The organism is Pseudomonas sp. GOM6, assembly GCF_029537485.1.
Taxonomy (GTDB): domain Bacteria; phylum Pseudomonadota; class Gammaproteobacteria; order Pseudomonadales; family Pseudomonadaceae; genus Aquipseudomonas.
This window is the reverse complement of record NZ_JARPUS010000011.1, coordinates 107,054-120,791: the sequence shown is the minus strand read 5'-3', so window position 1 is coordinate 120,791 and position 13,738 is coordinate 107,054. Positions and strand designations below refer to the sequence as shown.

Genomic DNA, 13,738 nt, shown 5'->3' with positions numbered 1-13,738 from the left:
ATCGTTATAGGTATGCAAAAGATGCAGCAGTTTACCTGATGCGTCGTGCCTCGCCCAATTCGCGCCGATGACGCGGCTATTGGTCGCGGTAATGGCGGCCGAGGAAGTCCAGCAGCAGGGCGTTGACCCGCCCCGGCTGCTGGCCTTGCAACCAGTGCCCGCACTCGCTCAGCAGGTGTTGCTCCAGGCGCGGCACGCGTTCGGCCATGCGCTTGAGGGTATGGGCCTCCAGGCGGGCGACCGGGTCCTGTTCGCCGACCAGGAACAGGGTCGGTTGCTCGACCTGGCACCCGGCCAGTGGTTCGGTTTCCTGCCAGCTGCGCTCGAAGTTGCGGTACCAGTTCAGCGGGCCGCGAAAGCCGCGGGCCAGGGCCTGGCGGTAGTGGGCGAACTGCGCTTCGCTGCACCAGGTCGGCAGGGCGGGATGTTCGTCGAGGCCGTCGAACAGGCGTGCACCGGCCGGTTTGTCCTGCAGCAGGGCGTCGCCCAGGTCGGCCAGCAGCAGGCGCAGGCTGCGCTCGATATTGGCGTCCAGTTCGGCCTCGGCGATGCCCGGCTGCTGGAAGTAGAGGATGTAGTTGAAGCGCCCGGCATAGGCCTCGTGCATGATCTCGATGGCCGGGCGCTTGGGCCGTCCGCCGAAGGGCACCGACATGGCCGCCAGCACCTGCACCCGCGCGGGCTCCAGCAGGGCCAGGTGCCAGGCCACCGGCGCGCCCCAGTCGTGGCCGACCATGCACACGCGCTGGTGGCCGAAGTGATCCATGGCGGCCTGGATGTCCGCGCACAGGGTCAGCAGCGAATAGGCCTCAGGCTCGGCCGGTGCGCTGCTGGCGCCGTAGCCGCGCATCTCCGGGGCGAAGGCGCGATAGCCGGCCTCGGCCAGGGCCTGCAGTTGTGGCGCCCAGGAATGCCAGCACTCGGGGAAGCCGTGCAGTAGCCACACCGGGCGGCCGTCGCGCGGGCCGCAGGCATGGACGCTGAGCTGGATGCCGTTGACCTGCAGGGTTTGCTGTTCGATGGCGTGCATGGACGTGTCCTTACCAAGTGTCGACGAAGGGGCGTTTCTTGCCGCTGCGCACCGGCGGCAGCGGCGTGGCGTTGAGGCCGCGCAGCAGCCAGGCGCGGCTCTCGGCCGGGTCGATCACCGCGTCGATCTCCAGATAGCTGGCCATGTTCAGGCCCTTGCCGCGCTGGTAGGCCTTGCTCACCAGCTTGTCGAACAGCGCCTGGCGCGCTTCTTCGGTCTCCTGCGCCGCCAGCTCCTTGGAGAAGCCCAGGCGCACCGCGCCTTCCAGCCCCATGGCGCCGAACTCGCCACTGGGCCAGGCCGCGGTGAACAGTGGCGAGTGAAAGCTGCCGGCGGCCATGGCCTGGGCGCCGAGGCCGTAGCCCTTGCGCAGCACCAGAGTGAAGAAGGGTACCGACAGGCTGGCGGCGGCGACGAACATGCGCGACACGTGGCGCACCGTGCCCTGCTTCTCCGCGTCGGGGCCGACCATGAAGCCGGGGGTGTCGCACAGCGAGACCATGGGGATGTCGAAGGCATCGCACAGCTGCATGAAGCGTGCGGCCTTGTCGCCCGCCACCGCGTCGATGGCGCCACCCAGGTGCGCGGGGTTGTTGGCGATCAGGCCGAAGGGCTTGCCTTCGATGCGGATGAAAGCGGTGATCAGCCCCGGCGCGAACTGGCGGCGCAGCTCCAGCACGCTGCCCTCGTCGGCCAGGGCGGCGATCACCTGGCGGATGTCGTAGACGCGCAGGCGGTTTTCCGGGATCAGGTGGCGCAGTGCGCGCTGGTCCGCGCATTGCCAGTCGGCCAGTGGGCCCTGGAAGTAACTCAGGTACTGTTTGGCGGCAGCGACGGCCTCGGCCTCGTTCTCCACCAGAATGTCGATCACCCCGTTGGGGCCCTGCACGGCGCTGGGGCCGACTTCTTCCGGTCTGTAGCTGCCCAGACCACCGCCTTCGATCATCGCCGGCCCGGCCATGCCGATGGTCGCGTCCTGGGCGGCGATGATCACGTCGCAGCAGCCGAGCAGCGCGGCGTTGCCGGCGAAGCAGCGGCCGGAGACTATCCCTACGGTAGGGACCAGGCCGGACAGCTTGGCCATGCCGATAAAGGTGTGGCAGTCCAGCCCGGCCACACCGACGAAGTCGGTATCGCCCGGCCGGCCGCCGCCGCCTTCGGCGAACAGCACCACCGGCAGGCGCCACTGTTCGGCCAGGCTGAGCATGCGGTCGGTCTTCTTGTGGTTCATCACGCCCTGGGTGCCAGCGAACACCGTGTAGTCGTAGGCGATGGCCATGCAGCGTGCTGGCTGGCTGCCGAACTGCGCGGCATTGACCGTGCCGATGCCCGCCACCAGACCATCGGCCGGGCTCAGTTCCAGCAGCTCCTCGGCCGAGCGCCGGCGGCGCTGGGCGGCCAGGGCCATGGCGCCGTATTCGATGAAGCTGTCGGCATCCAGCAGGTCCGCCAGATTTTCACGCACGGTGCGCTGGCCGGTCTTGCGGCGCTTGGCCACGGCGGCCGGGCGCCTCGCGTCGCTGAGCAGGGCGTGGCGCTCCAGCACTTCGGCCAGGTCGGCGCGGATGTGGTCGAGGTCGAGGGCCTGCTCGTCCTGTTGGCCGTCGCCGTTGACCTCGCCCGGCTCGATAAACAGCAGCGCCTGGCCTTCGCCCAGCGCATCGCCCGGCTGAGCGGCCAGGGCGCGGACGATGCCACTGCACTCGGCGCGCACCACGAACTCCATCTTCATCGCCTCCAGCACGGCGATCTGCTGGCCGACGGCGACGCTGTCGCCTTCCGCGACCTCCAGGCTGACCAGCACGCCGGTGCTCGGCGTGTTCAACGCCAGGCTGCCGGGCGGGGCCTCGACCTGCTGCTGGCGGGCGCCGGCGTCGTGGCCGGCAGCGCTGAAGTAACGATGGGCATGGGCTTCGCGGCGTGGCGCCAGCAGGCTTTCCATTTCGCGCTCGACGAAGCGGGTGTCGACCCGGTTGCTCTGCACGGCCTCGTGCTGCAGCAGGTTCTGCAGCAGGTGGACGTTGCTGGCCACGCCTTCGAGGCGGAACTCGCACAGCGCGCGATAGGCGCGGCGCAGGGCGGCGGGGTAGTCGCTGGCGCTGGCGATCAGCTTGGCCAGCAGCGAGTCGTAGGCCGGGCTGACCGGGTAGCCGGCGTAGCCATAGCCATCCACGCGCAGGCCCGGCCCGGACGGCGGCTGGTAGGCGCTGAGCGTGCCGGCGGCCGGACGGGTACTGCCGTCGGCGTGCTGGCTTTCCAGGTTGATGCGCAGCTGTATGGCGCAGCCCTGTGGCCGCGGTGGTTGCAGCAGGACGAGGTCGCCGAGGCTGGCGCCGGCGGCCAGGTGCAGCTGGGTGTGCAGCAGGTCGACGCCGGTGATCTGCTCGGTCACCGTGTGCTCCACCTGCACCCGCGGGTTGGCTTCCATGAAGTAGAAGCGTTCGCCGGCCAGGAGGAACTCGAAGGTGCCGATGCCCTGGTACTTCACTTCGCTGGCCAGTTGCAGGGCGCAGGAGATGATGGCCTCGCGAATGCCTGCATCGAGGTCGGGGCTGGGGGCGATCTCGATCAGCTTCTGGTTACGCCGCTGCAGGCTGCAGTCGCGCTCCCACAGGTGGCTGACCGCGCCGCTGCCATCGCCGAGCACCTGCACCTCGATGTGGCGGGCCTCCTGCACCAGCTGTTCGACATACAGCGCGCCATTGCCGAAAGCTGTCTGCGCCTCCGACTGGCAGCGGGCGTAGGCCTCGGTAAGCGCGTCAGCCTCGCTGACCGCGCGCATGCCGCGCCCGCCGCCGCCGGCCAGGGCCTTGAGCATCAGTGGGCCGTGTGCGGCGAAGAAGGCCTGCGCCTCGTCCAGGCTGACGGCGTGATTGAGCCCGGCCACCAGCGGCGCGCCGCAGCGTTCGGCCAGGGCGCGGGCGGCGGCCTTGTCGCCGAACAGTTCCAGCACCTCGGGCGCTGGGCCGACAAAGGTCAGCCCGGCGGCCTGGCAGCGACGGGCGAACTCGGCGTTCTCGGCGAGAAAGCCGTAGCCGGGGTGAATTGCCGTGCAGCCCTGCTCGCGGGCGATGGCGATTAGCTGATCCATGTCCAGATAGGCCGGCACGCTACGGCCCTTGAGCGCTACGGCCAGATCGGCCTTGCGCGTGTGCAGGCTGGCGCCGTCGTCTTCGGCGAACACGGCGACCGAGTGGATGCCGAGGTCGGCACAGGCCTGGGCAATGCGGATGGCGATCTCGCCGCGATTGGCGATCAGCAATGAGGTGAAAGGCATGGCCAGCCGGCTCCAGTCTGGTTCTTGTAATCGAGCCATCTTAGGCGCCGGGCGGCGAGGGTAAAGCAAGCCTGATCAGGCGAAAGGCAAGGTATTGATGCGAGTGATGGTGACGGCGCTTAGTGGCGACGCTCAACGATGTAACGGGCCAGCTCGCGCAGCGGCTCGGCGCTGTCGCCGAACAGGCGCAGGGCGTGCAGGGCCTGGTCGCGCAACTCCAGGGCGTAGGCCTTGGCCGCGTCGAGGCCGAGCAGGGCGGGGTAGGTGGGCTTGTGGTTGGCCTCGTCCTTGCCCTGGGTCTTGCCCAGGGTGGCGGTGTCGCTTTCCACGTCGAGGATGTCGTCCTGCACCTGGAACGCCAGGCCGATGGCACGGGCGTAGTGTTGCAGCGAGCGCAGCGCCGTGTCGTCGGCATTGCCGCTGGCCAGGGCGCCGAGGTGCACGCTGGCTTCGATCAGGGCGCCGGTCTTGTGCCGGTGCATGGTTTTCAGGGCCTGCTGGTCGATCTGCTTGCCCACCGATTCGAGATCGATGGCCTGGCCGCCGACCATGCCCGCCGCGCCAGCGGCACGGGCCAGGCCGAGCACCATGGACAGGCGCAGGTCGGCATCGCGCGGGTTGCGCCGGGCATCGGCCAGGGCTTCGAAGGCCAGCGCCTGCAGGGCGTCGCCGGCGAGGATCGCGCAGGCTTCGTCAAAGGCCTTGTGGGTGGTCGGCTGGCCGCGGCGCAGGTCATCGTCGTCCATGGCCGGCAGGTCGTCATGCACCAGGGAATAGGCATGGATCAGCTCGACCGCGCAGGCGGCACCGTCAGCCTGAGCCAGATCACCTTCCAGCGCCTCGCACGCGGCGTAGACCAGCAATGGGCGCACCCGCTTGCCGCCATTCACCACGCTGTAGCGCATGGCCTGGTACAGACGGGCCAGCTCGGGGCGGGGTGGTTCGAACAGCTCTGCCAGTGCGGCGTCGACACGGGCGGCGCAGCGCTGCTGGTATTCGCCGATCATGCCTGCTGGTCCGCGTCGAAGGGTGCCTCTTCCAATTCGCCGTCGCGCTCCAGGAGGATCTGTACCTTCTGCTCGGCTTGGGCCAGGGCAGCCTGGCAGTCGCGGGTCAGGCGGATGCCTTGTTCGAAAGCACCGAGGGAGTCTTCCAGGGACAGCTCGCCGCTTTCCAGGCGCTCGACCAGCGTTTGTAGCTCGGCGAGGGAGGTTTCGAAGTCGGCGGCTTTCTTGCGGGCCATGGCGTGGGTCTCGGTAGCAGGTTCGGAACGGGCGCGACACTAGCAGGCCACGCCCGGTGGGGCAAATCAGGCGGCGAAGTAGGTGGCGTGGAAGTAGTACAGCGTCATGCCGCTGCCGACCAGCAGTACCAGGGCGCGCAGCAGGCGCGGTGGCAAGTGCTCGCCGAGGGCGCCACCGGCATAGCCGCCCGCGGTGGCGCCGGCCAGTAGCACCAGCAACTCGGCCCAGCTGACGCGTCCGGCGAGGATGAAGGTCAGGCTGGCGACGCTGTAGATCACCGCGGAAATCAGGTTTTTCAGGGCATTGGCGCGAGCCAGTGGATGGCCCTCGATGGAGAAGGCGGCCAGCTGCAGGATGCCCATGCCGGCGCCGAAGTAGCCGCCGTACACCGATACCCCGGCATGGGCCGCCAGTGACAGCGGTGTGTGTGGCGGCTGTGCCGCCTCGCGGCGACGGGCGGCCAGGGCGCGGGCGAGCCAGGGGCTGGCGGCGAACAGCGCGGTAGCGGCCAGCAGCAGCCAGGGAATCAGCACGCGGAACACCGTGTCGCCGCCGACCAGCAACAGCAGACCACCGCCCAGGCCACCAAGCAGCCCGGCCAGCAGCAACGGCAACAGGTAGCGCCCGAGTGGGCGTAGCGAGGCGCGGGCAGCCCAGGCACTGGCGATGCTGGCCGGCCACAGGGCCACGGCATTGGTGGCATTGGCGGTGACCGGCGGCAGGCCGGTGGCCAGCAGCGCCGGGAAGGAGAAGAAGGTGCCGCCGCCGGCCAGGGCATTCATACCGCCCGCCGCGCAGCCGGCCAGGGCCAGCAGGAAAATATCGATCAGGGTCATGGGGGCGGCAGCTTAGTCGTCTGCGCGGAAGCTGACCAGACGACCAAGGTCTGGGTCAGAAACGTAGCACGTCGCCGTTGCTGCGGGTCGGCCCGATGATCGGGAATTGCGGCTGCGGCGTTTGCGGCTTGGCCGGGCGCTGTGGTGCGGGGGCAGGCTTGCTCGCTTCGGCCACCGGCTGGTTGCGCAGTGGCTCGATGGCCTTGGCCAGGTCGGCCACCAGCTGACGCAGCAGGCGGCTCTGCGCCTGCACCTGATCGGCCGGGGTGCCGCTGTGGCTTTCTTCCAGGCGCAGCAGGCGGCTGTCGCGCAGGTTGCCGGCTTTGTCCAGCAGGCGCCACTGGGCTTCCAGAATGGCCGGTTGGGCCGGGCCGGAATCCAGGCGGATGATGCTCAGCAGTACCTGCACTTCGGGCTTGAACTCGCCCGTGGCGGGGGCCAGGACGGTACGTTGGCTGTCCAGGCGCCAGGCCAGCTGGCGCAGCAGCAGCTGGTCGATATCGGCGGCCAGGCTGCCGGCCCAGCGGGCGTTGTCGGCGGCCAGCAGGCTGCCGTCGAGCTGGCGCTGCAGGAGGGCTTCGCGCTGCAGGTAGTCGGCGATGGAGACCGGGCCGAGCAGGACGGCCAGGCCCTGTTCCTGGGTGGGCACGCCGACGTTGGCGTTATCCAGCTGATAGAGCGGTACAGGCTGGTGCGCCGTACAGCCGACCAGGCCGATCATGCCGGTCAGCAGCAGTACGAAAGCGAGGCGCAGAGGTTTCATCTGTTTATCCTGGGCCGAAGTGAGCGGCCGAAGAACGAGTGCGAGGCGGCCGCGTATCATCCGCCAAACCGCGTCGAGACTCCAGCCCGAAGCGCTCGGCTGCGGTGTTTGGTGCGGGCCTGCGTGTGTGTGGGAGTGGCTTTAGCCGCGATTGGGGCAACGGCAAAGCATCGCGATTGAAGTCGCTCCCACGCCGGTCTTGGGATATGGGGCAAAAAAGAGGCGCAATCTGCGCCTCTTTTGGATTTCCGCTGGCCGTCAGCTCGAGGCTGGCTCGACCAGCAGCGAGTCGACCCGCTGGAAGCCGCGCGGCAGCTTGTTGCCACGCCGCCCGCGCTCGCCCTTGTAGTGCTCCAGGTCGTCGGCCTTCAGCGTCAGGGTGCGTTTGCCGGCCTGCAACACCAGCGCGGCGCCAGACGGCAGCACGGCCAGGTCGGTGAGGTATTCCTCGCGGCTGGCCACGCGCTCGCCGGGGATGCCGATGATCTTGTTGCCCTTGCCTTTGCCCAGTTGCGGCAGGTCGCGCACCGGGAACAGCAGCAGGCGGCCCTCGGTGGTCACTGCGGCCAGCCAGTTGTCTTCCAGATTGGCCACCGGTTTGGGCGGCACGACCAGTGAGCCGTTGGGCAGGGTCAGCAGGGCCTTGCCGGCCTTGTTCTTGGCCTGCAGGTCTTCGCCCTTGACCACGAAGCCGTAGCCGGCGTCGGAGGCGATCACGTACAGGGCGCTGTCGTCCGGCAGCAGCACGCAGTCGAAGGTCGCACCCGGTGGCGGGGTCAGGCGGCCGGTCAGCGGCTCGCCCTGGCCGCGGGCTGACGGCAGACTGTGGGCCGCCAGCGAATAGCTGCGCCCGGTGGAGTCGATAAACACCGCGTACTGATTCGAGCGACCCGGCGCGGCGGTCTTGAAGCCGTCGCCAGCCTTATAGGAAAGCCCCGTCGCGTCGATGTCGTGGCCCTTGGCGCAGCGCACCCAGCCTTTCTCCGAGAGCACCACGGTGACCGGTTCGGTCGGCATCAGCTCGGTTTCCGACAGGGCCTTGGCCTCGGCACGCTCGATGATCGGCGAGCGACGGTCGTCGCCGTACTTCTCGGCGTCGGCGAGGATTTCGCTGCGCACCAGCTTCTTCAGCTTGGTGTCGCTGCCGAGCAGGGCCAGCAGCTTGTCGCGTTCCTTGGCCAGCTCGTCCTGCTCGCCACGGATCTTCATCTCTTCCAGACGCGCCAGCTGACGCAGGCGGGTGTCGAGGATGTAGTCGGCCTGGATCTCGGTTAGACCGAAGGTGGCCATCAGCACCGGCTTGGGCTGATCCTCGGTGCGGATGATACGGATCACTTCGTCGATGTTGAGAAAGGCGATGAGCAAGCCTTCCAACAGGTGCAGGCGCTTCTCCACCTTGTCCAGGCGGAACTGCAGGCGCCGTCGCACGGTGCCGACGCGGTACTGCAGCCATTCGGTCAGCAGGGTGCGCAGGTCTTTTACCGCCGGCTTGCCGTCCAGACCGATGACGTTGGTGTTGACCCGGTAGCTCGACTCCAGATCGGTAGTGGCGAACAGGTGGGTCATCAGCTCGTCGGCATCCACGCGGTTGGAGCGCGGGATGATGACGATGCGGCAGGGGTTCTCGTGGTCCGACTCGTCGCGCAGGTCGGCGACCATCGGCAGCTTCTTGGCCTGCATCTGCGCGGCGATCTGCTCCAGCACCTTGGAGCCGGAGACCTGGTGCGGCAGGGCGGTGACCACGATGTCGCCGTCTTCGACGCGATACACGGCACGCATGCGCACCGAGCCACGGCCGGTCTGGTAGATCTTCAGCAGATCACTGCGCGGGGTGATGATTTCCGCCTCGGTGGGGAAGTCCGGGCCCTGCACGTGTTCCATCAGCTGTTCGACGCTGGCGCCCGGCTCGTCGAGCAGGCGCACGCAGGCGGTCGCCACTTCGCGCAGGTTGTGCGGCGGTACGTCGGTGGCCATGCCCACGGCGATACCGGTGGTGCCATTGAGCAAGAGGTTGGGCAGCCGTGCCGGCAGGGTCGCCGGCTCGTCCATGGTGCCGTCGAAGTTCGGCACCCAGTCCACGGTGCCCTGGCCCAGTTCGGACAGCAGCACCTCGGAGTAGCGCGACAGGCGCGCCTCGGTATAACGCATGGCGGCGAAGGACTTGGGATCGTCCGGCGCACCCCAGTTGCCCTGGCCGTCGACCAGGGTGTAGCGGTAGCTGAACGGCTGCGCCATCAGCACCATGGCCTCGTAGCAGGCGCTGTCGCCGTGCGGGTGGTACTTACCGAGCACGTCACCGACGGTACGCGCCGACTTCTTGTGCTTGGAGTCGGCGTCCAGACCCAGTTCGCTCATGGCATAGACGATGCGCCGTTGCACGGGCTTCAAGCCGTCGCCGATATGCGGCAGGGCGCGGTCCATGATCACGTACATGGAGTAGTTCAGGTACGCCTGCTCGGTGAAATCGGCCAGGGACCGGCGTTCGACGCCTTCCAGGCTCAGGTCGAGGGTGTCGCTCATGCGTGCCTCATTAGCGGGTTGATTGGCGCAGCACCAGGGTGCCGCCCTTCTGGGTGAATTCGAGTTGTTTGAGGGCGCTCATACCGAGCAGTACCTGTTCGCCGTCCATGCCGGGGGTGATCAGCGCGGCGACGTCGTGCAGCCGGATATCGCCCAGCTGCAGCAGGCCCAGGCGTGTGCGCCAGCCGGTGACGGTGCCGTTGGCGGTGCGAATCTGCACCGGCGCGCCGCGCTCAAGGTTGAGGCGCTCGGCGACTTTCAGCGGCACGGCGACGGCGGTGGCGCCGGTGTCGAGGAGAAAGGTCAGGGTGGTGCCGTCGATCTGCCCGTCCAGCAGGTAGTGACCGCCAGGGCCGGCGGCCAGGCGCACTTCGATGAAGTCCGTGCCGTGCACCGACTGGGGATTGCGGTTGGGGTTGGCGCGTTCGTCTTCCCAGTCGCCGAACCAGTGGGTGGCCAGGGCCAGGGCGGCGACCCAGGCCAGGATCAGCATGATGCGGGCGGCGCGCTGGCCGGCGACCGGTTCGCTCATTTCGCGCTCCAGCCGCCCTGCGGTGCCTTGAGTTGCCAGATCAGCGGGCGCTGCTCGCCATCGGCGCGGGCCAGGTCGTTGTTGTCCAGGCCCACCCAGGCGCTGTTCTTGTCCAGCCACAGCGCTTCGGCGGTGCCGTAGGGTTCAGGATGAACGCGACTCTCGCCCTGGGCGATGGTGCTGAACGACCAGCACTTTTCCTCCGCGCCAGTGCTTGGATGACGCCGGCAGATGCGGTGCTCCAGGCGCTCCAGGCTGAACAGTTTGCCGCCGTGCAGCGCCAGGTCACCGAAGCTGCGCGGGTAGCGCTTGTCGCTGTCAGGTGTCAGCGGTGAGCGGCGTAGGCCGGCCTCGGACATCAGCACGCAGCCCCCGGTGCAGCGCCAGCGTCCTTTCTCCCAGTGCATGACCAGCAGGCCGCGGCGCTCTCGTTCGGCAGCCAGCCACAGGCGAGCGCCGTTCGGCTCGATGACCAGGCCTTCGAGCAAGGCGTTATGGCGCAGCAGCATGCCACTGGCACGGGCCTGGCGGATCAGGCTGTCCGGCAGTTGCAGCCATTCGGTCAGGCCACTGGGGCCGATCTGCAGCAGCGCGGTATGCGCCTCGCTGAGCAGATAGCGATTGCCCTTGTCATCGCAGCTGATGCTCTCGAAATCCAGCTCGCCGCCACGCACCCGGTTGGCGAGCCAGGTGCGCATGCGCAGGCCCCAGGGCAGTGCGCTGGGCGGCACCGGCGGGGCGACGAAGGTTTCCGGCTCGGCCTGCCAGGCCGTATCGCCGGGCTGCAGGACATACAGACGGTCGTCCTCGCGGTCGGACACGGCCAGCCATTGCTCGCCGCAGCGGGTCAGGCCGGACAGATTGCCGCCGCTCATGCCGTCCACCGGGTGCTCGGCCAGCAGCTCCAACTGTGCGAGTTCGACGGGCTTTTCGGCCGCGACAGTCGTGCCGGCGAGCAGCAGACCGGCGAGGGCGAGGCTCAGCCTCACGCCAGGACCTCGGCCAGGTTGCCCTTGGTTTCCAGCCAGCTCTTGCGATCACCGGCGCGTTTCTTGGCCAGCAGCATGTCCATCACCTCGCGGGTGCCCTCGAAGTCTTCCAGGGTCAGCTGCACCAGACGGCGGGTGTTGGGGTCCATGGTGGTTTCGCGCAGCTGCGGCGGGTTCATCTCGCCGAGGCCCTTGAAGCGGGTGACTTGCGGCTTGCCGCGTTTTTTCTCGGCCACCAGACGGTCGAGGATGCCGTCGCGCTCGGCCTCGTCGAGGGCGTAGTAGATCTCCTTGCCCAGGTCGATGCGGTACAGCGGCGGCATGGCCACGTAGACGTGGCCGGCGTCCACCAGCGGGCGGAAGTGGCGCACGAACAATGCACAGAGCAAGGTGGCGATATGCAGGCCGTCGGAGTCGGCGTCGGCGAGGATGCAGATCTTGCCGTAGCGCAGCTGGGAGAGGTCGCTGGAGCCGGGATCGAGGCCGATGGCCACGGCGATGTCGTGCACTTCCTGGCTGGCCAGCACTTCGCCGCCATCGACTTCCCAGGTGTTCAGGATCTTGCCGCGCAGCGGCATGATGGCCTGGAATTCCTTGTCACGGGCCTGCTTGGCGGAGCCGCCGGCGGAATCACCTTCGACCAGGAACAGCTCGGCGCGCATCGGGTCCTGGCCGGCGCAGTCGGCCAGCTTGCCGGGCAGTGCCGGGCCCTGGGTGATCTTCTTGCGCTCGACCTTCTTGCCGGCCTTGAGGCGGCGGCCTGCGTTGCTGATGGCCTGTTCGGCGAGCTGCTGGCCCAGCTCCGGGTGAGCGTTGAGCCACAGGCTGAAGGCGTCCTTGACCACGCCGGAGACGAAGGCCGACGCCTCGCGGGACGACAGGCGTTCCTTGGTCTGGCCGGAGAACTGCGCCTCCTGCATCTTCATCGAGAGGACGAAGGCGATGCGTTCCCAGACGTCTTCCGGGGCGAGCTTCACGCCGCGCGGCAGCAGGTTGCGGAACTCGCAGAACTCGCGCATGGCGTCCAGCAGCCCCTGGCGCAGGCCATTGACATGGGTGCCGCCCTGGGCGGTGGGGATCAGGTTGACGTAGCTTTCCTGCAGGCTCTCGCCGCCTTCCGGCAGCCACAGCAGGGCCCAGTCCACCGCTTCCTTGTTGCCGGCCAGCGAGCCGCAGAACGGCTCATCGGGCAGGCGCGCGTACTCGCTCACCGCGTCGGTGAGGTAGGAGCGCAGGCCGTCCTCGAAGTACCAGCGGGTGGTCTCGTTGTTGCTCTTGTCGGTGAAGGTGACTTCCAGGCCGGGGCAGAGCACCGCCTTGGCCTTCAGCACGTGCTTGAGACGGCTGATGGAGAACTTCGGCGAATCGAAATACTGCGCATCGGGCCAGAAGCGCACACTGGTGCCGGTGTTGCGCTTGCCCACCGTACCGACGACTTCCAGGTCGGTGGCCTTGAAGCCATCGGCGAAGGTCATGCGGTATTCGCTGCCGTCGCGTTTGACCCGTACTTCGACCTGGTTGGACAGCGCGTTGACCACCGAGATGCCCACGCCGTGCAGGCCGCCAGAGAACTGGTAGTTCTTGTTGCTGAACTTGCCGCCGGCGTGCAGCTTGGTGAGGATCAACTCGACGCCGGGGATGCCTTCTTCGGGGTGGATGTCGACCGGCATGCCACGGCCGTCGTCGATCACTTCCAGCGAATTGTCGTCATGCAGGATGACCTGGATGACCTTGGCGTGGCCGGCCAGGGCTTCGTCGACGCTGTTGTCGATGACTTCCTGGGCCAGGTGGTTGGGCCGCGCGGTGTCGGTGTACATGCCCGGGCGCTTGCGCACCGGGTCAAGACCGGAGAGGACTTCGATGGCATCGGCGTTGTAGGCGTTCTGCTGGGCCATAAGCGGTTCAGGTCTTCTTCAAAGTGTGGAAAAGTCGAAATCGACCCAGAGCGCCGGGGCGAAGCCGGCCAACTCGAGGATTTCCGGGATGCGTTGGGCGAAACCCTGGTAGCTGTGGTCGCCGCCGGCTTGGATATCCAGCAGGCAGCCCTGGTAGAAGGCTTCGGCCTGGCGGTAGTCGAGGGTTTCGTCGGCGGTCTGCAGCCATACGCGATAACGCTCGGCATCGCGCGGCTCGGCTACTTCCTGCTCATGCAGGGCGGCCACATGGTCGTGGGTCAGCAGCCAGGTTTCGCCGGTGTAGTGGTTGGTCTGCTCCAGTTCCTTGCCGCCGAACAGCCGGTGCGGGCGTACCGCCGGATTGATCAGGACGGCATCCAGGCCATGCTGCTCGGCCAGCACGGTGGCGTAGTAGCCGCCCAGCGAGCTGCCGACCAGCAGGGGGCGGCCCAGTTCGCCGATGGCCGCCTGCAGCTGGCTCAGGGCCTGGCGCGGATGATGGTGCAGGGCCGGCACGCGCACCTGTTGGGCGATACCGCAGTATTCGGCGACTTTCAGCAACTGGCTGGCCTTGGTCGAGGCCGGCGAACTGTTGAGGCCGTGGATATAGAGGATGCTGGGATTCATGGAGCGGGAGGCTACAAGCTAGGCG

At 67.9% G+C, this 13,738-nt stretch carries 11 protein-coding genes; all 11 read right to left on the bottom strand.

The features are described from left to right. Positions 1–76 precede the first annotated feature (76 nt). A complete protein-coding gene (locus P7A97_RS14235; protein WP_277690614.1) occupies positions 77–1,030 on the bottom strand; it encodes an alpha/beta hydrolase in 954 nt (317 codons plus the stop codon). Positions 1,031–1,040: 10 nt separating this feature from the next. Then, entirely contained in the window at positions 1,041–4,313 is a 3,273-nt protein-coding gene (locus P7A97_RS14230) for a carboxyl transferase domain-containing protein (protein ID WP_277690668.1), read from the bottom strand. 113 nt (positions 4,314–4,426) lie between these two features. After that, positions 4,427–5,314, bottom strand: coding sequence for a (2E,6E)-farnesyl diphosphate synthase (gene ispA / locus P7A97_RS14225; RefSeq protein ID WP_277690613.1), 888 nt, complete (start codon positions 5,312–5,314; stop codon positions 4,427–4,429). Further along, on the bottom strand, positions 5,311–5,550 hold the full coding sequence (locus tag P7A97_RS14220; RefSeq protein ID WP_277690612.1) for an exodeoxyribonuclease VII small subunit: 240 nt from the start codon (positions 5,548–5,550) through the stop codon (positions 5,311–5,313). Before P7A97_RS14220 ends, ispA begins: the two co-directional genes overlap by 4 nt. A gap of 66 nt (positions 5,551–5,616) precedes the next feature. Then, positions 5,617–6,387 (bottom strand): sulfite exporter TauE/SafE family protein, encoded by a 771-nt coding sequence (locus tag P7A97_RS14215; protein ID WP_277690611.1) that lies wholly within the window; start codon positions 6,385–6,387, stop codon positions 5,617–5,619. A gap of 55 nt (positions 6,388–6,442) precedes the next feature. Further along, a complete protein-coding gene (locus P7A97_RS14210; RefSeq protein ID WP_277690610.1) occupies positions 6,443–7,150 on the bottom strand; it encodes an ABC-type transport auxiliary lipoprotein family protein in 708 nt (235 codons plus the stop codon). 258 nt (positions 7,151–7,408) lie between these two features. Then, positions 7,409–9,670 carry a DNA topoisomerase IV subunit A gene (parC, locus tag P7A97_RS14205; RefSeq protein ID WP_277690609.1) on the bottom strand — a complete coding sequence of 754 codons (2,262 nt, stop codon included), beginning with the start codon at positions 9,668–9,670 and terminating at the stop codon, positions 7,409–7,411. Positions 9,671–9,680: 10 nt separating this feature from the next. Next, a complete protein-coding gene (locus P7A97_RS14200; RefSeq protein ID WP_277690608.1) occupies positions 9,681–10,202 on the bottom strand; it encodes a TIGR02281 family clan AA aspartic protease in 522 nt (173 codons plus the stop codon). Beyond that, positions 10,199–11,191: an esterase-like activity of phytase family protein gene (locus tag P7A97_RS14195; RefSeq protein WP_277690607.1), complete on the bottom strand. Its 993-nt coding sequence runs from the start codon at positions 11,189–11,191 to the stop codon at positions 10,199–10,201. Before P7A97_RS14195 ends, P7A97_RS14200 begins: the two co-directional genes overlap by 4 nt. After that, positions 11,188–13,086: a DNA topoisomerase IV subunit B gene (gene parE, locus P7A97_RS14190; protein WP_277690606.1), complete on the bottom strand. Its 1,899-nt coding sequence runs from the start codon at positions 13,084–13,086 to the stop codon at positions 11,188–11,190. Before parE ends, P7A97_RS14195 begins: the two co-directional genes overlap by 4 nt. An 18-nt stretch (positions 13,087–13,104) precedes the next feature. Continuing rightward, entirely contained in the window at positions 13,105–13,713 is a 609-nt protein-coding gene (locus P7A97_RS14185) for a YqiA/YcfP family alpha/beta fold hydrolase (protein WP_277690605.1), read from the bottom strand. Positions 13,714–13,738 lie beyond the last annotated feature (25 nt).